Below are 25,633 nucleotides of genomic sequence, written 5' to 3'. Positions count from 1 at the left end.
ATGGAGCCATGACCGACTCCGACTGCCTGTTCTGCAGCATCATCGCCGGGACGACTCCCGCCGCGGTCGTGCTCGAGACGGAGGACGTGGTCGGCTTCCTCGACGTACGACCGCTGTTCAAGGGGCACGTCCTGCTCGTCCCGCGCGAGCACGTCGTGACGCTGCCCGAGCTGCCCGAGCACCTGCTCGTACCGTTGTTCGCGTCCGCGCAACGGGTGGCATCGGCGCTCACGTCCGGTCTCGGCGCGCAGGGCACGTTCGTCGCGATGAACAACGTCGTGTCCCAGAGCGTCCCCCACCTGCACGTCCACGTCGTCCCCCGCACCAAGGGCGACGGCCTGCGCGGCTTCTTCTGGCCCCGCAAGAAGTACGCCGACGGCGAGGCCGAGGCCTGCGCCGCCACGATCCGAGAGGCCCTCTCATGACCCTGACGCGGGAGGCCGCGGCCGCGAAGGCCCGCGAGCTGCTGCACGTCGACGTGACGCCGTACCCCCACGAGGAGCTCGAGGCGGACCTCCTCTGCGGCGGCTTTGCGTTCGACGGCGGGGACCGCGCCGCGATCATCGGCTACGACGGCGGCTACCAGACCAGCATGACCGAGCTGTCGGGCGAGACGCCGGACACCCTGATCACCGGATGGCTCGTCGAGCAGCGGCACCGGCACGGGGCACCGGACGCGCCGGCGGAGCCGGCGGCTGCACCGACCCACCCGTGCCCGATCTGCGGCACGCCGACGCCGCACACCGATCGCCATCCCGCGTCGGTCTGCGCCGAGTGCGAGCGTCGAGCGGCCGACCGGGACGGTCGCCGCATCGTGGCGCTGAGCGACGGGCCGTTCGGCGGGGTCGTCGTGTTCTACGCCGAGTCGCCGTCCGGCACGCAGAGCGAGATCGCCGGGGACGTGCTGGAGACCGGGCGGTGCTGGATCGACGGCATCGAGTGCACGATCGACGAGGCCCGCTTCGGCGGGGTCGTCATCTCGCGCGCGTAAGGCGCGCGTCGGCGGACGGGGGGCTCCCGTCGGCGTTAGGGTCGGGGGATGGAGACTGCGAGCGTCACCCACACGGTCACCACGGCGGACACCGCGGCCGCCCTCGGCTCGGGAGATCTCGAGGTGCTGGCCACCCCGCGCGTCCTCGCGTGGCTCGAGGAGGCGACGTGCGCCGCGCTCGAGCTGCCGGCCGAGCGGACGAGCGTCGGGACCCGCATCGAGATCGAGCACCTGGTCGCGAGCCCTGTCGGCACGACCGTCACGGCGACGGCCACCGCGGTGCACACCGACGGTCGGCTCGTCCGCTTCCAGGTCGCTGCGCAGGACGCCGACGGGACGCTGCTGGCCACCGGCGAGGTGCGTCGCGTCGTGGTGGACCGGGAGCGATTTCTGTCCCGGATCACGCCTGTGGGAGACTGAGACGTCGACTTTCGAGGAGGAAAACCATGGGCAAGACTGGCCGCAAGCGTCGTGCACGTCGCAAGAAGGGCGCCAACCACGGAAAGCGCCCCAACGCGTGACCTCAGCACCACATGAGAAATCCCCGTCCATCGGACGGGGATTTCCTCGTTCCGGCCCTGATCGGACCGGAGAGCGGGTCTAGCCCTGCTTCTGCTCGGTGATGGTGACCTGAACCGTGCGGATCGACATCAGGACCTTGTCACGCAGCGGCTCGGGTGCGACCTCGGAGCACGAGCGCGAGACCAGGCTCTTGACCACGCGCTCGAGGTCGTACTCGCTCAGGCACGCCGTGCACTCGTCGATGTGGTTCTGGATCTCCGCGCAGCTCGCGGTGTCGATCTCCTGATCGATGAACAGGTAGAGGTTCTCGAGTGCCTTCTCGCAGTCGGGCCCCTGGCAGTTGCTCGCGCTCATGCCTTGTCACCTGCTCCCGTCACTGCCATGCCGCGATCGCGCGCATAGTCGGCCAGCATCTCGCGCAGGAGTCGTCGCCCGCGGTGCAGCCGGGACATCACGGTGCCGATCGGCGTGTCCATGATCTCGGCGATCTCCTTGTAGGGGAAACCTTCGACGTCCGCGAGGTAGACCGCGTAGCGGAAGTCCTCCGGCAACGCCTGCAGCGCGTCCTTGACGTCGCTGTCGGGCAGGTGCTCGAGCGCCTCCATCTCGGCGGACTTCAGCCCCGACGAGCCGTGCGACTCGGCACGGGCGATCTGCCAGTCCTCGATCTCGTCCGTGACCTGCTGCGGCTGACGCTGCTTCTTGCGGTACGAGTTGATGTACGTGTTGGTGAGGATGCGGTACAGCCACGCCTTGAGGTTGGTGCCCGGCTTGAACTGGTGGAAGGCGCTGAACGCCTTGGAGAAGGTCTCCTGGACGAGATCCTCCGCGTCGTGCGGGTTGCGCGTCATGCGCAGCGCGGCCGAGTACAGCTGGTCCAGGAACGGCAGCGCGTCCGCCTCGAAGCGGGCCTGCTGCTGCTCCGGGGTCTCGGTCTCCCGCGCGTCAGGCGCGTCGGGGGTTTCAGGGGTGACAGTCATCGTCTCCCAGCCTACTCCCGCAACCCGTTGGGGGCGGAGTGGCGTGATGGACACGCTGTCGTGCGGTGCAAATGTCAGCATCTGACCTCCTGGCTCGTACAACCGCCGGAGGGGTGCGGCTATTCCGCGTGCTCGGCCGGGAGGGGGAGGATCAGCTCGGGGCCGTTGTTGCGCACGTTGTTGACCGCCGTCGAGACGGGGAACGCGTCGAGGCGTCCCGGAGCGGCAGGGATCAGCAGGCCCAGCAGCTCGTCGGTGCCGCGTGGCGCGGGGTCGAGCCACGCGTCATAGGCCTGCGGCTCGAGGAACAACGGCATCCGCTCGTGGACGTGCCCGAGGGAGTCCTCCGCCGTGGTCGTCAAGATCGTGTAGCTGATGACCCAGTCGTCGGCCGCGCGGTCCTTCCAAAATTCGTAGAGCCCGGCCATGGCCAGGACCGATCCGTCCTTGGGGGTGATGTAGAACGGCTGCTTGGTCGGCTTCTTCTTGCCCTCGGCCGGCTCTCCGGCGTACCACTCGTAGTAGCCGTCGGCCGGCACCAGCGCACGACGCCGCGCGAACGCCTTCTTGAACGCGGGCTTCTCCGCGACCGTCTCCGAGCGCGCGTTGATCATCCGGTTGCCGATCGACGGGTCCTTGGCCCAGCTCGGGATGAGACCCCACTTGGCCGTGAGCAGCTCGCGCCGCGCGGGTGCGGAGGGGTCCGTCGCCTCGTCGCGGCGCCCGATCACGACGGGCGCCAGCTTGGTCGGCGCCATGTTGTAGTCGGGCTCGGGCTCGACGAACGAGCCGGCCAGATCGGCCTCGAAGGCCTGGTGGAGGCTGGCCGCGGTCTGGGTCGTCGCATAGCGCCCGCACATGCGTCCAGCCTGCCACAGGGCCCCGACACCCCGACGCACATGATGCGACCCTCCGCCGCGGTCGGGTATGAATGGGTCATGACCCTCTTGCGCTCCGTGGCTCGTCCGATGCTCGCCTCGATGTTCGTCTACGGCGGCGCGCAGGCGCTCAAGCAGCCGGGGGCGCGGGCGGCCAAGGCCCAGCGGTTGGCCGACCTGATCAAGAAGGTCGCCCCGCAGGTGCCGGTCAACGGCGCCAACCTGACGCGCGTCAACGGAGCGGTGCAGCTCACCGCGGGCCTGGGTCTGGCCACCGGGCACCTCCCCCGCCTGTCGGCGTTCGTCCTGGCCGTCACGCTGCCGCCCACGACGGTCGCCGGACACCGCTACTGGGACGAGACCGACCCCGCGGCGCGCACCAACCAGCGCATCCACTTCATGAAGAACATGGCCCTGACCGGCGGTCTGCTCATGGCCACGCTCGACCCCGACCCGCACAAGAAGATCCTGGCGCGCCGCGCGAAGGACAAGATGTCCGTGGCCGCGGCCTCCGTCGCCGATCAGCTGGACCACATCCGCAGCTGAGTCGCGGCCGCCACACCACGCGGACCGATAGGCTGGCGGCGATGACTGACCCGCTCCCCTGGCTCGCGCCCCACCGTGACACGCCCTTCTCGGGCGAGGTCCTCGTCCCCGGCTCCAAGTCGCTGACCAACCGCGTCCTGATCCTCGCTGCCCTCGGCGACGGGCCCTCGGTCATCACCCGGCCGCTGGGGTCGCGCGACACCAACCTCATGGCGGCCGCGCTCACGACCCTCGGCGCCACGATCGACCGCGACGGCATGACGTGGACGGTGACGCCCGCCCGCACGGACGCGACCGAGCCCGCCACGATCGACTGCGGGCTCGCGGGCACCGTCATGCGGTTCGTCCCGCTGGTCGCCGCCCTCGGGCGCGCCCCCGTCACGTTCGACGGCGACGAGCACGCGCGCGTACGCCCGATGGCGGCCACGATCGCGACGCTGCGCACGCTCGGCGTCGAGGTCGACGACGGCGGCCGGGGCTCGCTGCCGTTCACGGTGCACGGGACCGGCCGCGTGGCGGGAGGGACCGTCGAGATCGACGCGTCCTCGTCGAGCCAGTTCGTCTCGGCGCTGCTGCTCGTCGGTGCCCGGTTCGAGCAGGGCCTCGACCTGCGCCACACCGGCGCGACGCTCCCCTCGATGCCGCACATCGAGATGACGATCGCCGAGCTCCGCCGTCGCGGCGTCCGGGTCGACACCGACGAGCCGGCCCGCTGGGTCGTGCACCCCGGCCCGATCGACGCGCTCGACGTCGAGATCGAGCCCGACCTGTCCAACGCCGGCGTGTTCATCGCCGGCGGCCTCGTGACCGGCGGCGACGTGCGCATCCGCAACTGGCCGCGCGACACCGATCAGGCCGGCGACGCGTGGCGCGACATCGTCCCCGCGTTCGGCGGCACGGTGACGCAGGACGGGGCGGACCTCGTCTTCGCGGCCGGACCCGAGCTCAAGGGGGTCGAGCTGGACCTGCACGACGTCGGCGAGCTGACCCCGGTGATCGCCGCGATGGCCGCCCTCGCGTCCTCCCCGTCGCGCCTGACCGGCGTCGCGCACCTGCGGGGGCACGAGACCGACCGGCTGGCCGCGCTCGTCGCCGAGATCAACCGTCTGGGCGGTGACGCCGAGGAGCTCGAGGACGGGCTGCTCATCCGGCCGCGGCCGCTGCACGGCGCGACGTTCCGCACGTACGACGACCACCGCATGGCCCACGCCGCGGTCGTGCTGGGTCTGCGCGTGCCCGATCTGCTGGTGGAGAACGTCGTCACGACGATCAAGACCTATCCCAACTTCGCTCCCGTGTGGGAGCGACTCATGACCGCCCCCGCGAAGGTCTGACGCCGATGGCACGACACGACGACGAGCACGCGAAGTTCGAGCGGCCACGGCGTCACACCCGCCCCCGCACCAAGGTGCGGCCCAACTACGACGAGGCCGCGACCGCTCGCGTCGTGACGATCGACCGCGGTCGCTACACGGTCATGCTGGACGATCCCTCGACCGGCGAGCGGGGCTCGCAGCTGATCACCGCGATGAAGTCGCGCAACCTGGGCCGCAAGGGCGTCATCGTCGGCGACGAGGTCCGGGTCGTCGGCGACATCAGCGGCGACGAGGGCTCACTCGCCCGCATCGTCGAGGTCACCCCCCGCCGCACCGTGCTGCGCCGCACGGCCGACGACGACGACCCGATCGAGCGCATCATCGTGGCCAATGCCGATCAGCTCGTGATCGTCGCCGCCCTCGCCGATCCGCCGCCGCGCGCGGGTCTCATCGACCGCTGTCTCGTGGCCGCGTTCGACGCCGGCATGGAGCCGCTGGTCTGCCTGACCAAGGCCGACCTGGGCTCCCCCGACGAGATCGTCGCGATGTTCGAGCCCCTCGGCGTACGCGTCGTGGTGACCCGCCAGGACGGCGACCTGGACGCGGTGCGCGATGTGCTGCGCGACCGGACCAGCGTCCTGGTCGGGCACAGCGGGGTCGGCAAGTCGACGCTCGTGAACGCCCTGGTGCCCGACGCCCACCGCTCGGTGAGCTACGTCAACGCGGTGACGGGACGCGGCCGGCACACCTCGACCTCGGCGATCAGCCTCGAGCTGCCGTTCGGCGGCTGGATCATCGACACCCCGGGCATCCGGTCGTTCGGCCTCGCGCACGTCGAGGTCGACGACATCATCAAGGCGTTCCCGGACCTGCAGGACGCCGCGCGGGACTGCCCCCGCGGCTGCCTGCACTCCGCGACCGAGCCAGAGTGCGGGCTCGACCTCGCGGTCGCCGACGGCACGCTCGCGCCCGAGCGCGTCGAGTCGTTCCGGCGCATCCTGGCCAGTCGCGACCAGCTGGACGACTACTAGCCCAGGCGCTTCAGAGTGCCGACGGCGGTTTCACACTGCGAACGCCGTACCCTGAGGGCCATGGCTCACTCGTACAACGACGACCTGCGCCTCGCCCACGTGCTTGCCGACAACGCCGACAACCTCTCGATGGAACGCTTCCTCGCGGTCGATCTCGAGGTCGACACGAAGCCGGACATGACGTACGTGACCGAGTCCGACCAGGCCGTCGAGGCCGCCGTCAGGCGCACCCTCAAGTCCGCCCGCACCCGTGACATCGTGCTCGGCGAGGAGCAGGGCGAGGAGGAGGGTTCGACCGGTCCCGGTGGCCGCCGCTGGATCATCGACCCGATCGACGGCACGTCCAACTTCGTGCGCGGCGTCCCGGTCTGGGCCACGCTCATCGCCCTGGAGGAGGACGGCGAGATCGTCGCCGGCTGCGTCTCGGCGCCCGCACTCGGCCGCCGCTGGTGGGCGAGCAAGGGCACGGGTGCGTTCACGGGCAAGTCGCTCATGTCCTCACGGCAGATCCGCGTCTCCCAGGTGTCGGACCTGGAGAGCGCCTCGCTGTCGTACGCCTCGCTCGGCGGGTGGGACGCGATCGGCAAGGGCGAGGCCTTCGCCGCGCTGATGCGGCGTTGCTGGCGGACCCGCGCCTACGGCGACTTCTGGTCGTACATGCTGCTCGCGGAGGGTGCGGTCGACATCGCGGCCGAGCCTGAGCTCAAGATCTGGGACATGGCCGCGCTCGACGTCATCGTGCGCGAGGCCGGCGGCACGTTCACGAGCCTCGCCGGCGCGCCGGGCCCCTGGGGCGACAACGCGCTGGCCACCAACTCCCGTCTGCACGACGCCGCGATGGCGTATCTCGGTCACTTCCCGGACCAGGGGCCGCCCGACCAGTCGTGGACCGACGAGCCCGAGGACGACGCCCCGCCGCCCGAGCGCGACAACGTCCGCGCCTTCGACTTCACGCGGGAGCCGGCCGACGACGCTCCGTGAGGCTCGCCCCCGGACTGTGACTGGGGTTACAGTGCCGGGAACCGAGGAACGGAGTCTGCGCATGCGCGTCAAGGATGTCCTGTCGTCCAAGGGGAGCGACGCGGTGCACGTGATCGCCCCCGATGCCACGGTCTCCGACCTCATGGACCGGCTCGCCGATCTCAACGTCGGCGCCCTCATCGTCAGCACCGACGGCAGCGAGGTGCTCGGCATCGTGTCCGAGCGCGACATCGTCCGCAAGCTGCGCGGCGCCGAGAACGCCCGCGACGTCGCGGTGTCCGCGATCATGACGACCGACGTCCGCACCTGCTCGCCCGAGGACTCCTTCGGCGGGCTGATGGCGATCATGACCGAGCACCGCGTGCGCCACGTCCCCGTGCTCGAGGACGGTCGGCTCGTCGGCGTGCTCAGCATCGGCGACGCGGTCAAGCACCGCATGGAGCAGCTCGAGTTCGAGCGCGACCAGCTCAACAGCTACGTCGCGGGAGGCTGACACCGGCCCTCATTTGAAATCGACAGGTTACCGATATATCGTTTAGGTATCGGCAACCTGTCGATGACGTATGTGAAAGTGGGTCACCCCATGCACAGCAACGAATTCCAGGACATGCGCCGCCCGGCCGATCGCCGGCGCGGCAGGCACCACCAGGACCACGGCCTCGGCGCCGACCTCGGCTTCGGCCCCGGCTTCGGCGGCCCCGGTCGTCCACGCGGCCGGCGACGCGGCGGACGGGGCGGCGACGTCCGAGCGGCCGCCCTGCTCCTGCTTGCCGAGGAGCCCAAGCACGGCTATCAGCTCATCCAGGAGATCGGCGAGCGCAGCCAGGGGTCGTGGACCCCGAGCCCCGGCTCGATCTACCCCGTGCTCCAGCAGCTCGAGGACGAAGGACTGCTCAGCTTCCAGCGCGTCGACGGCCGCAAGACCGCGACCCTCACCGAGGAGGGCGCCGCGTACGTCGCGGAGCACCGCGAGCAGCTCGGCACCCCGTGGGAGGACCAGCGCGGCGACCAGCGGCGCGAGATGCACGAGCTCTCGACGAGCCTTCGGTCGTTCATCAGCGCGTGGAAGCAGGTCGCCCAGGCCGGCACCCCCGCCCAGCAGGAGAAGGCCACCGCCGTGGTCGAGGAGGCCCGGAAGGCCATGTACCGCATACTGGCGGACGATGAGTCATGACCGACGCCTGAGCCTGCCCGAGAGCGAGATGACCTGGCGGTTCTCCCGCTCCTCCGGCGCGGGCGGCCAGCACGTCAACACGACCGACACCCGCGTCGAGTTGATCTGGTCGCTCGCCGATACCGCCGCACTCTCCCCTGCCCAGAAGGAGCTCGCCGCGACCCGGCTCGGCAACCGGCTCGTGGACGGGGTGATCACGATCGTGTCGTCGCAGTACCGCTCGCAGCACCGCAACCGGGAGGACGCCCGCGTCCGCCTCGAGGAGCTCGTGGGCCAGGCGATCGTCCCGGACCGTCCGCGCCGCCCGACGAGGCCGAGCAGGTCCTCCCAGCGCCGCCGCCTCGACGCCAAGAAGCGTCGGGGCTCGCTCAAGGAGGGCCGCAGCGGCACGTGGGAATAGTCCCTACCTGACAACGGTTGTCATGTGTGTCGGATTCTCCGACAGACGAGAGGACATCCCATGAAGGTCCGCAGCTCACTTCGCTCGCTCAAGAACCAGCCCGGCTCGCAGGTCGTCCGGCGCCACGGACGCACGTTCGTGATCAACCGCGACAACCCCCGCCTGAAGGCCCGTCAGGGCTGACCAGGACGACCCGCTCCTGATTGACCGGGGAGTCCGTGGGGTACGCGGGGCCCACGCCTACCCAGGAGGACCCATGACCGTCGCACCCCCTGAGCCCGCGCTGCCCGAGGAGGACCAGCCGAGCCGTCCCGAGACCCCCGACCTGCCGGACCCGGCGTTCCCGGAGGTGCTGCCCACCCCGGAGCCCGGGGAGGAGCCTGACCGGGAGCCGGCGCCCGAGACCCAGCCCGATCGCGAGGGCTGAGCTCAGGACGTCACCTGACCCTCGACCTGACCGAGGGCGATCCGGCGACCGCCCGCCAGCCGTGCGGTCGCCGCGATCGTGACCCGGTCGCCGTCGAGCAGGAAGGCGCGGGTGGACCCGTCATCGAGGGTCACGGGGCGCGAGCCGTTCCAGGACAGCTCCAGCAGGGAGCCCTGCTGGCCCGGTCCGGGGCCGCTGACCGTGCCGGAGGCGAACAGGTCGCCCGGGCGCAGTGCGGCCCCGTTGACCGTGAGGTGGGCGAGCATCTGCGCGGGCGTCCAGTACATCTCGGAGTACGGCGCCCGCGACACCACCGTCCCGTTCACGGCGATCTCGAGCTCGAGGTCGAGCCCCCAGGGCTCGTCGTCCTGCAGGTACGCCACCGGATCGGGGTCGCGGCGAGGCGGGTCGATCCGGGCGCCGGCGAGGGCCGCGAGCGGGACGACCCACGGTGACACCGAGGTCGCGAACGACTTGCCGAGGAACGGGCCCAGCGGCACGTACTCCCACGCCTGGACGTCGCGCGCGGACCAGTCGTTGACGACACAGACGCCGAAGACGTGCTGGTCGAAGGACTCGACCGGCACCGGCTCCCCGAGGGACGAGCCCGCGCCCACGACGAAGCCGGTCTCGGCCTCGAGGTCGAGCTTGGCGGTGGGGCCGAACGCGATGGTGCCGTCGCGCTCACGCATCTGTCCGGAGGGCCGGCGGATCGGCGTCCCGGAGACGACGACCGTCCCGGCCCGGCCGTGGTAGCCGATGGGCAGGTGCTTCCAGTTGGGGGTCAGCGCGTCACCGTCCGGCCGGAAGAGTCGTCCGACGTTGGACGCGTGGTGCTCGGAGGCGTAGAAGTCGACGTAGTCGGCGACCTCGAACGGCAGCACGAGCTCGACCCCGGAGGCCGGCACCTGGTGCTCGGCGAGCGCGCTCAGGTTGGCCGCGACGTACGTACGCACCTCGTGCCACGTGCGGGGCCCGGCGGCCAGCAGCGGATCGAGCGAGCCGGCCGCGAACAGTCCCGCGTACGCGTGCCGGCGCGTCGCCAGCGCCGCGGTGAGGTCGACGACGTCCGTGCCGACGCCCACGCCCACCCGGGCCCGCGCCTCCCCCGGGCGTACGAACGAGCAGTACGGCAACGTCGTCCGGCCGAAGTCCGTCACCCGCGCGCCCCTGACCCCGACCACGACCAGGCGTAGCGGCCGTCGTCGCAGGCCCGGCCGGCCTCGCCGAGCTCGAGCGGGCGGAAGGTGTCGACCATGACCGCGAGCTCGTCGAACGACTCGGCGCCGAGGCTCGCCTCGATCGCTGACGGCTGGGGCCCGTGCGAGTGCCCGCCCGGGTGCAGCGAGACCGAGCCGCGCCCGATGCCCGATCCCTTGCGCGCCTCGTAGTCGCCCGCGACGTAGAACATGACCTCGTCGGAGTCGACGTTGGAGTGGTAGTACGGCACGGGGATCGCGAGCGGGTGGTAGTCGACCTTGCGCGGCACGAAGTTGCAGATCACGAAGTTCGCCCCCTCGAAGACCTGGTGCACCGGCGGCGGCTGGTGCACCCGGCCGGTGATCGGCTCGAAGTCCGCGACGTTGAAGGCGTACGGATACAGGCAGCCGTCCCACCCCACGACGTCGAACGGGTGCTGCGGCACGACGTGCACCGAGCCGGCCAGGCCGAGCGGGCCTGAGCCGCGGTGCTTGATCAACACCTCGACGTCGATGTCCTCGCGGATCTCGGGCTCACCGGGCACGCGGAGATCGCGCTCGCAGTATGGCGCGTGCTCGAGCAGCTGCCCGTAGCGCGAGAGATAGCGCTTGGGCGGCGCGATGTGGCTGTTGGCCTCGATGCAGTACGCCCGGACGTCCCCGGCCGGGACCCACCGGTGGGTCGTCGCGCGCGGGACGAGCAGGTAGTCGCCGGGGCCGAAGGCGATGTGCCCGAAGACCGTCTCGAGCGTCCCGGACCCGTCCTCGACGAAGACGCACTCGTCGCCCGTGGCGTTGCGGTACAGCGGGGACGTCTCGGCCCCCACGGCGTACGAGATGCGGACGTCGGCATTGGCCAGCACGAGTCGCCGTCCGGTGACCAGGTCCCGTCCTGCACCTCCGTCGAACAGGTCGTGCAGCTTGAGGTGCCGCGCGAGCAGGGGCTCGTTGGGCGTCGTGGTGTGGTCCGGCAGCTCCCAGCGCCGGGCGTCCACGATCGCCGACGGCACACCACGGTGGTAGAGCAGGGAGGAGTCCGAGGAGAAGCCCTCCTCCCCCATGAGCTCCTCGCGGTACAGCGCCCCGTTCGGCGCCCGGTGCTGGGTGTGGCGCTTGGGCGGGACGTGGCCCGCGCTGCGGTAGTGCGCCATGTCAGCTACTCCCTCGCCTAGAAGTTGCCTCGTCGGGCCTGCTCGCGCTCGATCGCCTCGAACAGTGCCTGGAAGTTGCCCTTGCCGAAGCCCAGCGAGCCGTGGCGCTCGATGAGCTCGAAGAACACCGTGGGCCGGTCGCCGATCGGCTTGGTGAAGATCTGCAGGAGGTAGCCGTCCTCGTCCCGGTCGACCAGGATGCCGCGCGACTGGAGCTCCTCGATGGGCACGCGCACCTCGCCGATGCGCTCGCGCAGGGCCGGATCGGTGTAGTACGAGTCGGGCGTCGCGAGGAACTCGATCCCCGCGGCGCGCAGCCGGTCGACCGTCTCCAGGATGTCGTTCGTGGCCAGCGCGAGGTGCTGGGCGCCCGGCCCCTGGTAGAACTCGAGGTACTCGTCGATCTGCGACTTCTTCTTGCCCACGGCCGGCTCGTTGAGCGGGAACTTGACCCGGTGGTTGCCGCTGGCCACGACCTTGCTCATCAGCGCGGAGTACTCGGTCGCGATGTCGTCGCCCACGAACTCGGCCATGTTGGTGAAGCCCATGATGCGGTTGTAGAAGTCGACCCACTCGTCCATGTGGCCGATCTCGACGTTGCCGACGACGTGGTCGAGCGCCTGGAAGATCCGCTTGGGCGCGTCGTCCGCGCGCACCAGCGACGAGGACCGCGCGACGTAGCCGGGCAGGTAGGGCCCGTCGTAACGGCTGCGGTCCACGAGCGTGTGGCGGGTGTCGCCGTACGCCGCGATGGCCGCGACCCGCACCGTGCCGTGCTCGTCGCTGACGTCGTGGGGCTCCTCGAGGATCGTGGCACCCTCGGCCCGCGCGTGGTCGATGCACACGTCGACGTCGGGCACCTCGAGCGCGATGTCGGTGATGCCGTCACCGTGCAGGCGGTGGTGGTCCGCGACCGGGCTGTCCGGCGCGACGCCGCCGCGCAGGACGAACCGCACCGCGCCGCTCTCCAGCACGTACGCGTGGTGGTCGCGGTTGCCGGTCTCGGGGCCCGAGTACGCCACGAGGTCCATCCCGAACGCCGACATGTAGAAGTGGGCGGACTGCGTCGCGTTGCCCACCGCCCACACGACGGCGTCCCAGCCGGTGACCGGGAACGGGTCGGTCGTGGGGTCGTGCTCGACCAGTCCGACGAGCTGCTGCAGCTGGGCGAGGTCGAGATCGGCGAGGCGTTCGGCATCCGTGAGGTCGAGGGTCATGTGACCCAGCACACCGTACGCCCGCGCCGTGGACAACCGGCCCACCTCGAGGTGGTCAAACCCCCCAGCTCGGTGCACCATGGAGTGTCTGTACTAGGCAGATTGACCGGATGGAGACACGATGGACCAGCTCGATGTCGCGCTCGTCGAGGCGATGCACGCCCATCCGCGCGTGGGGGACCTCGAGCTCTCGCGGCTGACCCACGTCGCCCGCGCCACGGTGCAGTCCCGGCTCGCCAAGCTCGAGGAGGCCGGCGTGATCACCGGCTACGGGCCCTCGGTCGATCTCGTCGCGGCCGGCCACCCGGTCCTGGCCTTCGTGACCCTCGAGATCATGCAGGGCTCACTCGACGCCGTGACGGCCGAGCTGGACTCGCTGCCCAACGTCCTCGAGGCGTACATCACGAGCGGCAATGCGGACGTCGTGTGCAAGATCGCCGCGACCTCGCACGAGGACCTCAAGGACACCCTGCTGCACATCAGCCAGTCCGGATCGGTCGCCCGGTCCACCAGCGTGATCGTGCTGTCCGAGCTGGTGCCACCTCGCGTCCTGCCGATGCTGCGCAAGGGTGCCGACGACGGCCCGAGCCGGTCCCCGTCGTTCCGGTCCGCATGACCCGGAGTTGCTAGCGTCGGCTCATGCACCCGTTCAGCCAGGTCGACGTGTTCGCCTCCGAGCTCACGCTCGGCAACCCCGTGGCCGTCGTCCACGACGCCGACGACCTCGACGAGGCCCAGATGGCGGCGTTCGCACGCTGGACCAACCTGTCGGAGACGACGTTCCTGCTGCGCCCGACGACGCCGCAGGCCGACTACCGCGTGCGGATCTTCACGACCGCGCGAGAGCTGCCGTTCGCCGGCCACCCGACGCTCGGCACCGCGCGCGCATGGCTCGAGGCCGGCGGGGAGCCCGCCCACGCCGGGGAGCTGGTGCAGCAGTGCGCCGCTGGGCTGGTGCGCGTACGCATGGACGGTGACCGGCTCGCGTTCGCCGCACCTCCGCTGGTCCGCAGCGGGCCCGTCGACGCTGCTGATCTCGACGAGGCCACGGCCGCACTGGGGCTCGATCCGTCCCAGGTCATCGACGCCGCGTGGGTCGACAACGGGCCCGGCTGGGCCGCACTGCTGCTCGACAGCGCCGAGACCGTCCTGGCGCTCGAGCCCGACCCCTCGGCGTTCGGCGTGCTCGACAAGGTCGGTGTCGTGGGTCCGCACTCCCCCGGCGGGGAGACCGCGTTCGAGGTCAGGGCGTTCGTGCCCGGCTCGATCGGCGAGGACCCCGTGACCGGCAGCCTCAACGCGTCGATCGGCCAGTGGCTGACGTCGACCGGCCGGGCCCCCGCGTCGTACGTCGCCGCGCAGGGGACGCGCCTCGGTCGGCGCGGCCGCGTGCACGTCGACCTGGTCGACGACGTGCTCTGGGTCGGGGGTCGGACAACGGTCGGCATCAGCGGCTCGGTCACCGCGTGGGGCGCTGGGGCCTGACTGACGGATCGCCGCAGTCGACGCACGAGACTGAGCACGACGACGTGCCGGCGGGCCGCCGGACCGGCGGGGTCAGGCGGCTCGGCGGTAGCCGGTTCGTCGTCGACGTCGAACGGGCCGCTGGTGGCGGTTGGTGAACTCGAACCCGTCGACCGCGTTGCCCGCGACGTGCAGGAGACCGCGGTGCACCAGGTGGTGGCATCGGACGCAGAGCCCGACGAGCTGGTCGAGATCGGTGCGACCCCCAAGCGACCACCACACCGAGTGGTGGACCTCCAGATGAGTGTGGTTGCAGCCGGGGGTGGCGCAGACACCGCGTTGGCGGGCCAGGACCGCCTTGCGCTGCTTCATGTTCGGCTCGTACCTGGTGTGGCCGACGTTGAGGATCTGGTCCTGCTCGCGCACGAACCCGGTCACCCCCGACAGGCAGAACAAGAACATCAGCAGGTGCGGGCCGATTGCCCCGTGCCCAGCCAGTGTGGCCGGTTCGCTCTCGGGCATCGGGTCGGGGATCAGGTGGGGATGCTCAGTCTCCTGCTCGACGCGTTCGGCGGCTGCCTCCAACGTCTCGGCGTCCACGAACACCGACATGTGCGGGCGCACACCCTTGTCCGACGGGAGCCCGTTGCCCAGGATGCTGTCCAACAAGTCGTCCAACCCCTGCACCCGACGCTGCGCACCGGTGCGGGTGTCATCGGCGTCCCGCGGTGCGGACACGGAGTCCATCACCTTCTTGAGCTTGAGCCCGGTCAGGGTGTTGAGGAAGCCGGTGACATGGAACCCATCGGGGAGGGCGTCGACAGCGAAGTCCTCCTTGTCCATCCCACCCTTCCAGGCCTCGTCGAGGTCTTCAGGGTGAGTGATGGCCTTGAGGTGCTTGACCGCTTCCCACAGCACGCCGGGCTCATTCTCGGCCGCCACAGCGACCAGCACCTCTTCGTGCTGGAGCATCGGCTCCAGCCCGACGTGGGCGAGTCCGTAGACGAACACCTGCACGTGCGCGGCGCTGATCAGCCCCGACGTCGCCGCCTCGGCCACCAGAGGCAGGTCACGCAACGCCGCCACGCTCTTCACCAGCACCGTGGCCTGCCCCGACTTCAGGTGCAGCTGGTTGCGCACCCACGTGTTCAGCGTCGACGCACCGTCCAGCTCGAAATCCTTCGAGGCCTGCAGCTCCGCCAGCAGCACACCCTTGACCGCATCCAACGCGTCCTGCGCCATCTGCACCGCATGCAATGTCTCGCGCACGTCACCCGACGAGAGCGCCTGCGCAGCAGTGCGCATCGCGTCGATCGTGGGCTTCGGATTCATACCCCCACACTACTCGAATGTGTGTTCGATCACAAGAGCTGAAGCCAATTAATTCTCTGCGATTCCAGCCAAAATTTGGCGGGTTTGGCCCCTGACCCAGGACAGGACCGGCTGCTCATCGGGAACTCTCCGCATCCCGGCGCCCACGTCGATGTGCTCCCCTGGGCGATCACCGCCTAGTTTGGTTGATCGAGGACAGGAGGCCGGATGCTCGCGGACAGATATGAGCTCGATCATGAGATCGGTCGCGGCGGGATGGGCACGGTGTGGCTGGCCCGGGACGTGGTGCTTCACCGCGTCGTGGCAGTGAAGCAGATCGGCATGGGCCCAGGCGGCGGCGAGCCTGACCTGCAGCGGGCCGAGCGCGAGGCCCACCTGGCCGCGCGGATCAACCACCAGAACGTCGTCGCGGTGTTCGACCTGGTCGACGAGGGCGGGCACCAGTGGCTCGTCATGGAGCATGTCGACGGTCCCAGCCTCGCCGGCCTCATCGCGGAGCGCGGCGCACTCGATCCGGCCGAGGTCGCGCCGATCGTCGAGCAGGTCGCCGCGGCCCTCGCGGCGGCCCACGAGCACGGGATCGTCCACCGGGACGTGAAGCCGTCGAACATCCTGCTGACTCACGACGGCGTCGCCAAGCTGTCGGACTTCGGGGTGGCCCGCGCACAGGCCGACGCCTCGCTGACCCAGACCGGTCTGGTGACGGGCTCGCCCGCGTACCTGTCGCCCGAGGTCGCGAGTGGACGCACGGCGACGGCCGCGAGCGACGTCTGGTCGCTCGGTGCGACCGTCTTCCACGCCCTGGCCGGTGGCCCGCCGTACGAGGTCGGTGACAACCTGCTCGGCACGATGTACCGCATCGTCAACGAGGCGCCGCCGACGCTGGAGGCCGGTGGGCCGCTCGCGGCGCTCGTCGCGGCGATGATGCAGCACGACCCTGACGCGCGACCCACCATGGCCGCGGTCGAGGAGGCGGTGTCCACGCAGTCCGGCGTCGAGCTGGATCTGGAGAGCACGCAGGCGATGCCCGCAGCGACGGCGGTGGCCCGACCCACTGCCACGACAGCCTTCAGGCCGCTGGAGCCTCCCGTGGAACCCGCCGTGCCGCCTGTCGCGCCGGCGGTGGCCGCGAAACCGACGCCTGCGGCGACCGCCCCGGGGCGCCGCGCCTCGCCGACGAGGTCCCGTACACCGTGGCTGATCACTGCAGGTGCCGTCGCTGCGCTGATCGCCGTCGTCTCCTTCGTCGGCCTGCGCGGCGGATCCGCCGACGACGCGCCGAGGGCCGCGGGAGAGCGTTCCTCGGCGGGCTCGGGATCCGCGTCGACCGAGGACGAGCCCGCCCCGGCCGGCGACGGCGAGGTCACCGCCGAGCAGATGGAGGGCTTCGCCGCCGACTACCTGTCGACGGCGAGCAACGACCCCGACGCCGGCTTCACGATGCTCACCCCCGGCTACCAGCGGGCCAGCAACGGCATCGAGGGCTACAAGGGCTTCTGGGAGGACGTCGCCGACCTCTCCGTGGAACGGGTGTCGGCCGATCCGGCGTCGCTACGCGTCTCGTACACGTACTCCTACGACTTCAAGGGCGACCGTCGCACCGAGGCGGTCACCCTCCAGCTCGAGAAGTCGGGCGACAGCTTCCTGATCGCCGGCGCCACCTGAGCCCCCACCCCGCGCCCGCCGGGCGGGACCGACGATGAGGGTTTGCGGTAGCCCCAGCTGCCCGTAACCCTCATCGCCCGTCCCGCGCCCGCGCCGGGGGGACGCAGGATGAGGGTTCGCGGTAGCCCCAGCTGCCCGTAACCCTCATCGCCGGTCCCAGCCCGGGCCGCCGCTGCGTCAGTGGCTGCCCGGCGACGTGGGTCGGTGCGGGATGAGCAGCACGAGCACCGCGGCCACCACGGCCGCACCGCCGCAGATCGCGAACAGCTGCTGGTAGGCCGACAACGAGGGCGCGGCGATGTCACCGAGGATCACGGTGTTGGCGGCCAGGATGCTGCCGCCGATCGCGCTCGCGAGCGAGCTGCCGAGGCTGCGGAACAAGCTGTTCAGCCCGTTGGCCGCAGCGATCTCGTTCCCCGGCGTGTGCGCGTTGATCAGCGCGGGCATCGCGGCGTAGCCGACACCCGTTCCGGCGCCGACGATCGCCGAGCCGACGATGACCTGCCACAGGGAGTCGTGGACGACGATCCGCATGAGGAAGCCCGCCGCGACGATGACGGCACCGAGCGCGAGGGTCTGCGGGGCGCCGCGGCGCTCGATCAGCCTGGCCGCGACCGGCGAGAGCAGCAGCATCGCGATGCCGCCAGGCAGCATCGCCAGACCGCCGACGAGCAGGCTCGACCCGAAGCCGTAGCCGGTCGACTCGGGCGCCTCGACGTACGAGGCCGTGCCGATGAACGACGCGAACAGGGCGAAGCCGAACAGGATCGAGGCCAGGTTCGTGAGCACGATCGGGCGGCGACCGAGGGCGCGCAGGTCGACCAGCGGATCCTTGATGCGCATCTGGCTGAACCCGAACACCGCGATCAGCACCGCCGCGATGGCCAGCAGGATCCAGATGCGGGAGTCGCCCCAGCCCCACGCGGAGCTCTGCGAGAGCGGCAGCAGCAGGCAGATGAGGCCGGCCGCGAGCAGCACCGAGCCGACCAGGTCGACCCGGCCGCCGCTGCGTCCCGGGGCCTCCGGGACGATCGCGAGGATGCCGACGAACGCGATCAGGCCCGCGCCGAACGTGATCCAGAACAGGACGTGGAAGTCCGCGTTCTCCGCGACGAGACCGGCGATCGGCAGGCCGAGCGCGCCGCCGATCCCGAGCATCGCGCTGACCAGCGCGATGGCCGAGCCGACCTTCTCCCGCGGCAGGACGGCGGCCAGCAGGCTGATGCCCAGCGGGATGGCGGCGGCCGCACAGCCCTGGATCGCGCGACCGGCGATCAGCAGGCCGATGTTGTCGGTGACAGCGGTCAGCAGCGAGCCGACGACCAGGGCACCGACGGCCACCAGCAGGAGCCGGCGCTTGCCGAACATGTCGCCGAGGCGTCCCATGATCGGCACCGAGACGGCTGCCGCGAGCAGGGTCGAGGTGAGCAGCCAGTTGACGTTGCCAGCCGAGGTGTCCAGCTCCGCGGGCAGGATCGAGAGGACGGGGATCAGCAGGGACTGCGACAGCGCCACGACGAGCGCGCCGAGGCCCACGAACACCAGCTCGAGCGTCGCGCGCCGGGACGAGGCGCGTACGGGCGGCTGCGGGGCCGCGACGTCTTGGTCTGTCATGTCATCGATCACTTTCTCGCGCGGCCTACGAACCTAGGCACCTTATGGCAGATATGACACCTGGTGCCACTCGAGACACGATCGGTAAGGTGAGGTCATGCCGGAGGAGATGAGCCTGCGCGATCACGCCAGGGGCGCCGTGCGCGACGAGATCGCCCGCAAGGCGTGGCGGCTGCTGGCCGACCAGGGGTTCGAGGCCACCACGATCGACCAGATCGCCGAGGCTGCCGGCATGTCCAGGCGTACGTTCTTCCGCTACTTCGCCAGCAAGGACGAGCTGGTCCTGACCCGCCTGGTCGAGTCCGGGGACCGCATCGCCGAAGCCCTGCGCGCGCGGCCCGCCGACGAGCCGGCGTGGCCTGCGCTGCGCGCGGCGTTCCAGCACATCGTCGAGCTGCAGGAAGCGCACGCCGAGGTCGCCCGGCCCTTGCAGGTCATGCTGCGGGCCGAGCCCGCCCTGCGCGCGACCAGGCAGGAACGCCGCACGCTCTGGCTGGAGCTGCTCGCCCCGCTCGTGGCCGAACGCCTTCCGCCGCGCCCCGGACGCACCGGTCCTGACATCCGGGCCCTCGCCCTGACCGGCAGCGCGCTCGCGTGCTTCGAGGCCGCACAGGGCGCCTGGGCCGAGAACCCCGGCGTCCCGCTCGCGAGCCTGCTCGACGAGGCCATGGAGTCCGTCGGCGGCTGAGCCCCCGGGGCGGACACACGATGAGGGTTTGCGGTCACCCCAGCCGCCCAAAGCCCTCATCGCCCGTCCCGCGCCCGCGCTGGGAGGACGCGGGATGAGGGTTTGCGGTCGCCCCAGCCGCCCAAAGCCCTCATCGCCCGTCCGTTGCCAACGGGAGGACGCAGGATGAGGGGTTCAGGTAGCTCCAGCTACCCAAAACCCTCATCGCCCGTCCCGCGCCCGCGCCCGGGGGACGCAGGATGAGGGGTTGCGGTCGCTCCAGCTACCCAAAACCCTCATCGCCCGTCCCGCTCTGGCGCTGGCGGGGGGTCAGGACAGGGACATGTGCTTGCCGGCGTCGCGCAGGACGTCGGTCAGGCCGGCGGCGATGTCGTCGAGCAGGGCTGCGTCGCTGATGAGCGGCGGGGCGATCTGGAGCACCGAGTCGCCGCGGTCGTCGCAGCGCGCGATGAGCCCGGCCTCGCGCAGACGGGCGGGGAGGAAGCCCCGCAGCAGGTCGTCGCGCTCGGCCTGGTCGAATCGCGTCGCGGCGTCGTCCTTGACCAGCTCCATGGCCCAGAAGAACCCTGCGCCGCGGACATCGCCCACGATCGGCAGGTCGAGAAGGTGGTTCAGCCGCTCACGCAGCGGATCGGCCTGCGCGCGGACGTTCTCGAGCACCTGGTCGCGCTCGATGATCTCGATGCTCTTCATCGCGAGGGCCGCGCTCAGGGGGTGGCCGCCGAACGTGATGCCGTGGCGGAACACCTTGCGCTGCTCGACGAGCGGGGCGATGACCCGCTCGCGGACGAGGGTCGCGCCCATCGGGGCGTACGCCGAGGTGAGCCCCTTCGCGACCGTGACCAGATCGGGAGCCACTCCCTCACGGGACGAGGCGAACCACTCCCCGATCCGGCCGAAACCGGTGATGACCTCGTCGGCCATCAGCAGGACGCCGTACTGGTCGGCGAGACGTCGGAGCCCGGGCCAGTAGCCGGCGGGGGCAGTGAAGCAGCCACCTGCGTTCTGCACCGGCTCGGCGATGATCAGCGCGACCTCGTCGGCACCGGCCGCGACGATCGCCTCCTCGACCTCGGCCAGCAGGCGGGCGCAGAACGCCGCCTCGTCCGCACCGTCGGGAGCGCGGAACGTGTTGGTGTTGGAGACGTGGGTCACCGGCACGGGCGGCTCGCCGAAGCCCTCCTTGAACGGCCGCACACCCGTGAACGACAGCGCGCCGAGCGTGACGCCGTGATAGGCCCGGTCACGGGCGATCGCCTTCGTCCGCTGGGGCTGGCCGATCGCGATGAAGTGCTCGCGGACCATCTTCCAGGCGGCCTCGACCGACTCCGAGCCGCCCCCGGTGAAGAACACCCGGTAGTCGTCGGCGGGTGCCAGGTCCGCGATCTTCTCCGCGAGGTCGATCGCCGCTGGGTGCGACGTGCCCCAGCTCGTGTTGAACGCGAGGGACGTCAGCTGTCGGCGAGCCGCATCGGCCATCTCCTCGCCGTACGAGTAGCCCAGCTGCGAGCAGAACAGGCTCGACAGCGCATCGATGTAGCGGCGGCCCTTCGTGTCGAACACGTACGGGCCCTCGCCGCGGTCGAGCACCAGGAGGTCGTCGATCTCCTGCTTGGAGAAGTGCAGCACGAGGTGGTCCTTCGCCGACTGCTGCAGGCGGTCGTGCTCGGGGTTCGGGACGTCCATGGTCGCGCCTCTCGTTGGTCAGGAATCGATGATGTGCTGTGCCAGCTCGGCGCCGACCCGCAGCGCTCCGTCGACGTGCTGGAAGCCCAGGCCTGCGACGTCGGAGCTGCCGATCTGGATGGGCCCGGCAGGCTCGCGCAGCCGGGGGCCGAACCGGGTCATCCCGCCGAGGTCGAAGCTCGCGCCGTACGCTCCACTGCCGAGCTCCTCGGACGTCCAGTCGCTCTCGAAGTACGTGAGCGGTGTGCCGGCGCCCGGACCGAAGTAGGTCTGCAGCGACTCCAGGATGATCCCGCGCCGCTGGTCCGGGTCGAGCGCGAGCACCGCGTCGGCCTGCACGTCCGAGACGAATCCGACGAGCGTGCCGCGCTCCTCGTCGTGGTTGGTGTTGTCGTACGCCTCGTGGACCGTCAGGTAGGGGCTGAAGGCGGTTCCCGACAGCCCGGCGTCGCGCCAGAACGGCGTCTCGTACGTCGCGTGCACCTTGATGACCTGGCCGAACGACTGGTGCTGGCGGGTCTCGCGCTGGATCGACGGCAGCGGCGGCTCGAACCGCACCCGGGTCACCGCGGTCGGTGGGATCGCGAGGACGAGATGGCGGGCGCTGACCGTGAGGTCGCCGGACGTCACGGTCACTCCCCCGTCGTGCCAGCGCACCTTCTCGACGTCGTGGGCCGTGCACACCACGTCGCCGAGCCGGGCCGCGAGCTGCAGCGGCACCTGCTGCAGCCCGCCGATCACGCGACGGTCGAGGATGAACTCGGAGTCGACCAGGTTGCTGAAGCTGCCCGCGCTGGCAGCCATGTGGACGGCCTGCAGCGCCGAGAACGTGTGCACGGGCTTGGTCAGCATGGCCTGCGCGATGAACATCGCGATGTTGTCGCGGGCCTCCTCGTGCTCGCACTGCGCGTCGAGCCACGCCCGGAACGTCACGTGGTCGAGCTCGGCGGCGCCGGCCATGTCCCACGGCCGGGCGGGGTCCATCTGCGCGGAGAGCTCGTCGAGCCGCTCGGTCAGGCGGTTCATCTCGGCCTCGACGGCCGGGGCGACGGGCAGCACCTCGCCTGTGAACGTCCGGCGCTCGCCGTCGAGCCCGACGTAGACCGACTCGCCCTCGCGGTGCCGCTCGAACGTCTCCAGACCCAGCTCGTCGAGCATCGCCAGCAGCGCCTCCTGGTCCGGCGAGACCCACTGCCCGCCGATCTCGAGGTCGACGCCGTCGACCTCGTCGGTCCACAGCCGCCCGCCCACGCGATCGCGCGACTCCAGCACCAGCACCGACCGACCTGCGCGCTGCAGCGCGTACGCCGCCGAGAGCCCCGTGGCCCCGGCGCCGACCACCAGCACGTCGACCTGCTTGTCCGCCATCGTTCAGCCCTCCACGTTGCTCATGACGTGCTTGACCCGGGTGTACTCCTCGAGCCCGTACGCCGACAGGTCCTTGCCGTGCCCCGACGCGCCGAAGCCGCCGTGCGGCATCTCCGAGACGAACGGGATGTGGGTGTTGACCCACACGCACCCGAAGTCGAGATCGGCCGTCATGCGCAGGGCCCGTCCGTGGTCCTTGGTCCAGACGCTCGCGGCGAGGCCGTACGGGACGTCGTTGGCCAGCTCGGTCGCCTGCTGCGTCGTCGCGAACGGCTGGACGGTCAGCACGGGGCCGAAGACCTCCTGCTGCACGATCGCGTCGTCCTGGCGGACCCCGGAGATCACGGTCGGCTCGAAGTAGAAGCCGTCGCGGTCGAGGCGGCGGCCACCGGTCTCGATGCGGGCGTGGTCGCCGATCGCGCCGACCATCCGCTCGACCGAGGCGAGGTGCCCCGCGTTGTTGAGCGCCCCGTAGGTCGCCTCCGCGTCGTCGGGCGCACCCGGGCGAGCCGCCCGTGCCTGCTCGACCAGCAGTCGCAGCAGCTCCTCGTGGACGCTCTCGTGCACGATGACTCGCGTCGCGGCCGTGCAGTCCTGGCCGGCGTTGAAGAAGCCGCCGACCGCGATGCCCTCGGCCGCTGCCGCGAGATCTGCGTCGGCGAACACGACCGCCGGGGCCTTGCCACCGAGCTCGAGGTGCGCGCGCTTGAGGTTCCTCGCAGCCGACACCGCGACCTCGATCCCCGCCCGGACCGAGCCGGTGATCGCGACAAGTCCCGGCACGGGGTGCTCAACCAGGAGCCGGCCCGTGTCGGCGTTGCCGTTGACCACGTTGAGGACGCCGGGCGGCAGGATCTCGCCCGCGATCTCGGCCAGCCTGACGGTCGAGCGGGGCGTCGTGTCACTGGGCTTCAGGACGATCGTGTTGCCGGCCGCGAGCGCCGGCGCGATCTTCCAGATCGCCATCGCGAACGGGTAGTTCCACGGGGTCACCTGCGCCACGACGCCGATCGGCTCGCGCCGGATGCTCGACGACAGCCCCTCGACGTACTCCGCGGTGGCCTTGCCCTCCAGCAGCCGGGCCGCGCCGGCGAAGAACCGGAGCTGGTCGACGCCCTGGTCAATCTCCTCCGTCGCGATGTGCTCCTTGACCTGCCCCGTGTCGCGGGCCTGCAGCGCCACGAGCTCGTCCCGTGCGGCCTCGACCGCGTCCGCGATCTGCAGCAGGGCGAGCTGGCGGACCTTGGGCGTCGTCCGCTTCCAGGTGCGGGAGGCGGCCAGCGCGGCCGCGAACGCCTCGTCGACCTCCGCCGCGGTCGAGATGGGCGACCGGCCGTCCGCGAGCCCGGTCGTGGGGTCCACCAGCTCGATGAAGTCGGTCGCGGCAGAGTCCACCGGTGCGCCGTTGACGTAGTTGCGGACGATGTCGCTCATGCGGTCGGTTCCTTCGTGGGGTCGGTCTGCTGGGGACGGGTCGGCGGCCGGCTCGCGGCGGTCATGAGTCGAAGCCCAGACCGAGACGGTCCAGTGTGCGCAGCATCAGGTTGCGGCGGCCCTCCCGGTGGTCGGCCCGGTCGAGCGACCACTTGGTGGCCTCGATGCCGATCTTGGTGAACGGCTCGGGCGGGAACGGCAGCGGCTTCTTGCGCACCATCTCCAGCTGGGTGCGGGCGGTGGTCTCCCCGGCCAGCCGGTCGAGCATGACCTCGGCCGCGAAGCGCGTGGCGGCGACGCCGAGGCCGGTGAACCCCGCGGCGTACGCGACGCGGCCACGGCGGGCCAGACCGTGGAACGCGCAGAACTGGGTCGAGGTGTCGATCGCCCCGGCCCAGCGGTGGCTGAACCGCAGGCCCTCGAGCTGCGGGTACGTGGTGAGCAGGTGCGAGGCGAGCCGGCGATAGGACGCGTCGCGGTCCTCGTGCTCGGGGCGCACCCCGCGGCCCGCGTGGTAGATCGCGTCGTAGCCGCCGTAGAGGATGCGGTTGTCCGCGGTGAGCCGCGAGTAGTGGAACTGGTTGGCCAGGTCGCTGACGCCCTGGCGGTGCTGCCAGCCGATCTCGGCCATCTGCCCCGGGCTCAGCGGCTCGGTCATGAGGACGTAGTCGTAGACCGGCACTGTCAGCAGGCGCGACCGGCGAAGCAGCGGCCGGAACACGTTGGTCGCGAGGGCGACCCGTCTGCTGCGCACGAGGCCGCGGGTCGTGCGGACGTCGACCGCGCCGCTGCGCCCAGAGCCCAGCCCCGAGCCCAGCCCTGTGCCCAGCCCCGAGACCGCCGAGTGCTCGAAGATCTCGACCCCGAGATCGGTCGCGACCCGCGCCAGCTCCTGGGCGAGCCGACCGGGGTGCACCAGCGCGCACGTGTCCTTGACCCAGCGGCCGGCCTCGAAGATCGGGCTCGCGATCTCGGCCCGCACCGCGTCGCGGTCCAGCCACTGCCCGTGACCGGCCTCCTGGAGCCAGCGCACCTGGTGCGGCTCGTACGCGACCTCCAGGACGCCGGTGCGCTCGAGCTGGACGTCCATCTTGAGCTCCTCGACGTCACGCTCGATCGCGTCGAGGTTGTCCAGGCCCATCCGGTGCAGCGTGTCGTACTCGGCCGCCCAGCGCGCGCGGCCGTTGTCCTCGCCGTGCGTCAGGCTGGCCTCGGCGAAGCCGCCGTTGCGTCCCGACGCCGCCCAGCCGATCGTCTCGGCCTCGAGCAGCACGACCCGGGCCGTGGGGTCCCGGCGCTTCGCGAGCACCGCGGTCCACAGCCCGCAGTAGCCGCCACCGACGACCGTGAGATCGGCGTCGATCGTGCCGCTGAGCGCGGGACGGTTGACGGTCTCGACGTCCTCGAGCCAGAACACGGCGTGCCGCGAGTCGCGCAGCGACTCCGTGACCTGGGCCTCGGGCGGTCGCTGCCGCTCGAAGACCGTGCGGTGCGAGGCCATGGGGCTCCTTGGGGACGTTCGATCCATCCTCCCGCGTCAGGGCGCTCGACGCCATGGTCAAGGTGTCG

At 71.0% G+C, this 25,633-nt stretch carries 29 protein-coding genes; 17 read left to right on the top strand and 12 right to left on the bottom strand.

Annotated features, from left to right (window positions below; genetic code table 11):
• Positions 1 to 8 precede the first annotated feature (8 nt).
• The 4 genes from GEV26_RS04465 to GEV26_RS18215 are packed head-to-tail and all read left to right on the top strand — an operon-like array spanning position 9 to position 1,512.
• Positions 9 to 425, top strand: a complete 417-nt coding sequence (locus GEV26_RS04465; protein ID WP_153651948.1) for an HIT family protein — start codon at positions 9 to 11, stop codon at positions 423 to 425.
• A complete protein-coding gene (locus GEV26_RS04460; RefSeq protein ID WP_153651947.1) occupies positions 422 to 991 on the top strand; it encodes a hypothetical protein in 570 nt (189 codons plus the stop codon). Before GEV26_RS04465 ends, GEV26_RS04460 begins: the two co-directional genes overlap by 4 nt.
• A gap of 48 nt (positions 992 to 1,039) precedes the next feature.
• Complete coding sequence (locus GEV26_RS04455) at positions 1,040 to 1,411, top strand: thioesterase family protein (RefSeq protein ID WP_153651946.1); 372 nt, start codon at positions 1,040 to 1,042, stop codon at positions 1,409 to 1,411.
• A gap of 26 nt (positions 1,412 to 1,437) precedes the next feature.
• On the top strand, positions 1,438 to 1,512 hold the full coding sequence (locus tag GEV26_RS18215; RefSeq protein WP_369797015.1) for a 50S ribosomal protein bL37: 75 nt from the start codon (positions 1,438 to 1,440) through the stop codon (positions 1,510 to 1,512).
• Between the two features lie 79 nt (positions 1,513 to 1,591).
• On the opposite strand, the gene rsrA is transcribed toward GEV26_RS18215, so the two are convergent.
• From rsrA to GEV26_RS04440, 3 genes are all read right to left on the bottom strand, one after another.
• Entirely contained in the window at positions 1,592 to 1,867 is a 276-nt protein-coding gene (gene rsrA / locus GEV26_RS04450; RefSeq protein ID WP_153651945.1) for a mycothiol system anti-sigma-R factor, read from the bottom strand.
• Positions 1,864 to 2,493: a sigma-70 family RNA polymerase sigma factor gene (locus GEV26_RS04445; protein WP_153651944.1), complete on the bottom strand. Its 630-nt coding sequence runs from the start codon at positions 2,491 to 2,493 to the stop codon at positions 1,864 to 1,866. Before GEV26_RS04445 ends, rsrA begins: the two co-directional genes overlap by 4 nt.
• Before the next feature lie 119 nt (positions 2,494 to 2,612).
• Positions 2,613 to 3,353: an SOS response-associated peptidase gene (locus GEV26_RS04440; RefSeq protein WP_153651943.1), complete on the bottom strand. Its 741-nt coding sequence runs from the start codon at positions 3,351 to 3,353 to the stop codon at positions 2,613 to 2,615.
• A 78-nt stretch (positions 3,354 to 3,431) separates the two neighbouring features.
• On the opposite strand from GEV26_RS04440, the gene GEV26_RS04435 reads away from it, so the two are divergent.
• The 9 genes from GEV26_RS04435 (at position 3,432) to GEV26_RS04395 (ending at position 9,246) form a co-directional block, all read left to right on the top strand.
• On the top strand, positions 3,432 to 3,917 hold the full coding sequence (locus GEV26_RS04435) for a DoxX family protein (RefSeq protein WP_153651942.1): 486 nt from the start codon (positions 3,432 to 3,434) through the stop codon (positions 3,915 to 3,917).
• Between the two features lie 41 nt (positions 3,918 to 3,958).
• A complete protein-coding gene (gene aroA / locus GEV26_RS04430; protein WP_153651941.1) occupies positions 3,959 to 5,251 on the top strand; it encodes a 3-phosphoshikimate 1-carboxyvinyltransferase in 1,293 nt (430 codons plus the stop codon).
• A 5-nt stretch (positions 5,252 to 5,256) separates the two neighbouring features.
• A complete protein-coding gene (gene rsgA / locus GEV26_RS04425; protein WP_153651940.1) occupies positions 5,257 to 6,264 on the top strand; it encodes a ribosome small subunit-dependent GTPase A in 1,008 nt (335 codons plus the stop codon).
• 60 nt (positions 6,265 to 6,324) lie between these two features.
• The gene (locus GEV26_RS04420; protein WP_153651939.1) at positions 6,325 to 7,245 is read left to right on the top strand and encodes an inositol monophosphatase family protein; all 921 of its coding nucleotides are present in this window, start codon (positions 6,325 to 6,327) and stop codon (positions 7,243 to 7,245) included.
• Between the two features lie 61 nt (positions 7,246 to 7,306).
• Positions 7,307 to 7,738, top strand: a complete 432-nt coding sequence (locus GEV26_RS04415) for a CBS domain-containing protein (RefSeq protein ID WP_153651938.1) — start codon at positions 7,307 to 7,309, stop codon at positions 7,736 to 7,738.
• A 90-nt stretch (positions 7,739 to 7,828) separates the two neighbouring features.
• Complete coding sequence (locus GEV26_RS04410) at positions 7,829 to 8,419, top strand: PadR family transcriptional regulator (RefSeq protein WP_208430853.1); 591 nt, start codon at positions 7,829 to 7,831, stop codon at positions 8,417 to 8,419.
• Positions 8,409 to 8,819: an alternative ribosome rescue aminoacyl-tRNA hydrolase ArfB gene (gene arfB / locus GEV26_RS04405; protein WP_153651936.1), complete on the top strand. Its 411-nt coding sequence runs from the start codon at positions 8,409 to 8,411 to the stop codon at positions 8,817 to 8,819. The genes GEV26_RS04410 and arfB overlap by 11 nt, the downstream gene beginning before the upstream one ends.
• Positions 8,820 to 8,879: 60 nt before the next feature.
• Complete coding sequence (ykgO, locus tag GEV26_RS04400) at positions 8,880 to 9,002, top strand: type B 50S ribosomal protein L36 (protein WP_153651935.1); 123 nt, start codon at positions 8,880 to 8,882, stop codon at positions 9,000 to 9,002.
• Positions 9,003 to 9,075: 73 nt separating this feature from the next.
• On the top strand, positions 9,076 to 9,246 hold the full coding sequence (locus tag GEV26_RS04395) for a hypothetical protein (protein ID WP_153651934.1): 171 nt from the start codon (positions 9,076 to 9,078) through the stop codon (positions 9,244 to 9,246).
• Between the two features lie 2 nt (positions 9,247 to 9,248).
• Here GEV26_RS04395 and fahA read toward each other — a convergent pair whose 3' ends face one another.
• The 3 genes from fahA to hppD are packed head-to-tail and all read right to left on the bottom strand — an operon-like array spanning position 9,249 to position 12,813.
• Positions 9,249 to 10,406 (bottom strand): fumarylacetoacetase, encoded by a 1,158-nt coding sequence (fahA, locus tag GEV26_RS04390; RefSeq protein ID WP_208431022.1) that lies wholly within the window; start codon positions 10,404 to 10,406, stop codon positions 9,249 to 9,251.
• Complete coding sequence (locus GEV26_RS04385; RefSeq protein ID WP_153651932.1) at positions 10,403 to 11,596, bottom strand: homogentisate 1,2-dioxygenase; 1,194 nt, start codon at positions 11,594 to 11,596, stop codon at positions 10,403 to 10,405. The genes fahA and GEV26_RS04385 overlap by 4 nt, the downstream gene beginning before the upstream one ends.
• Positions 11,597 to 11,613: 17 nt before the next feature.
• Complete coding sequence (gene hppD / locus GEV26_RS04380) at positions 11,614 to 12,813, bottom strand: 4-hydroxyphenylpyruvate dioxygenase (RefSeq protein WP_153651931.1); 1,200 nt, start codon at positions 12,811 to 12,813, stop codon at positions 11,614 to 11,616.
• 121 nt (positions 12,814 to 12,934) lie between these two features.
• Between hppD and GEV26_RS04375 the strand changes: the two genes are divergently transcribed.
• On the top strand, positions 12,935 to 13,429 hold the full coding sequence (locus GEV26_RS04375; RefSeq protein WP_153651930.1) for an Lrp/AsnC family transcriptional regulator: 495 nt from the start codon (positions 12,935 to 12,937) through the stop codon (positions 13,427 to 13,429).
• A gap of 23 nt (positions 13,430 to 13,452) precedes the next feature.
• A complete protein-coding gene (locus tag GEV26_RS04370; RefSeq protein WP_153651929.1) occupies positions 13,453 to 14,298 on the top strand; it encodes a PhzF family phenazine biosynthesis protein in 846 nt (281 codons plus the stop codon).
• Positions 14,299 to 14,370: 72 nt separating this feature from the next.
• Here the strand turns inward: GEV26_RS04370 and GEV26_RS04365 are convergent, their stop codons facing one another.
• Positions 14,371 to 15,609, bottom strand: coding sequence for an HNH endonuclease (locus tag GEV26_RS04365; protein ID WP_153651928.1), 1,239 nt, complete (start codon positions 15,607 to 15,609; stop codon positions 14,371 to 14,373).
• 207 nt (positions 15,610 to 15,816) lie between these two features.
• Between GEV26_RS04365 and GEV26_RS04360 the strand changes: the two genes are divergently transcribed.
• Complete coding sequence (locus GEV26_RS04360) at positions 15,817 to 17,274, top strand: serine/threonine-protein kinase (RefSeq protein ID WP_153651927.1); 1,458 nt, start codon at positions 15,817 to 15,819, stop codon at positions 17,272 to 17,274.
• Positions 17,275 to 17,451: 177 nt separating this feature from the next.
• Here GEV26_RS04360 and GEV26_RS04355 read toward each other — a convergent pair whose 3' ends face one another.
• Positions 17,452 to 18,888 carry an MFS transporter gene (locus tag GEV26_RS04355; RefSeq protein WP_153651926.1) on the bottom strand — a complete coding sequence of 479 codons (1,437 nt, stop codon included), beginning with the start codon at positions 18,886 to 18,888 and terminating at the stop codon, positions 17,452 to 17,454.
• 97 nt (positions 18,889 to 18,985) lie between these two features.
• On the opposite strand from GEV26_RS04355, the gene GEV26_RS04350 reads away from it, so the two are divergent.
• Entirely contained in the window at positions 18,986 to 19,576 is a 591-nt protein-coding gene (locus GEV26_RS04350) for a TetR family transcriptional regulator (protein WP_208430854.1), read from the top strand.
• Between the two features lie 309 nt (positions 19,577 to 19,885).
• Here the strand turns inward: GEV26_RS04350 and GEV26_RS04345 are convergent, their stop codons facing one another.
• The 4 genes from GEV26_RS04345 to GEV26_RS04330 all read right to left on the bottom strand — a co-directional run bounded on the left by GEV26_RS04345 (position 19,886) and on the right by GEV26_RS04330 (position 25,565).
• On the bottom strand, positions 19,886 to 21,262 hold the full coding sequence (locus tag GEV26_RS04345; protein WP_153651925.1) for an aminotransferase class III-fold pyridoxal phosphate-dependent enzyme: 1,377 nt from the start codon (positions 21,260 to 21,262) through the stop codon (positions 19,886 to 19,888).
• A gap of 18 nt (positions 21,263 to 21,280) precedes the next feature.
• Positions 21,281 to 22,630, bottom strand: a complete 1,350-nt coding sequence (locus tag GEV26_RS04340; RefSeq protein ID WP_153651924.1) for a flavin monoamine oxidase family protein — start codon at positions 22,628 to 22,630, stop codon at positions 21,281 to 21,283.
• Positions 22,631 to 22,633: 3 nt separating this feature from the next.
• A complete protein-coding gene (locus GEV26_RS04335) occupies positions 22,634 to 24,064 on the bottom strand; it encodes an aminobutyraldehyde dehydrogenase (protein WP_153651923.1) in 1,431 nt (476 codons plus the stop codon).
• Between the two features lie 61 nt (positions 24,065 to 24,125).
• Positions 24,126 to 25,565 carry an NAD(P)/FAD-dependent oxidoreductase gene (locus tag GEV26_RS04330; protein ID WP_153651922.1) on the bottom strand — a complete coding sequence of 480 codons (1,440 nt, stop codon included), beginning with the start codon at positions 25,563 to 25,565 and terminating at the stop codon, positions 24,126 to 24,128.
• Positions 25,566 to 25,633: the final 68 nt, after the last annotated feature.

This window comes from Aeromicrobium yanjiei, from assembly GCF_009649075.1.
GTDB lineage: Bacteria > Actinomycetota > Actinomycetes > Propionibacteriales > Nocardioidaceae > Aeromicrobium > Aeromicrobium yanjiei.
Note: the sequence above shows the minus strand (reverse complement) of the source record. Positions and strands in the feature narration are given on the sequence as shown.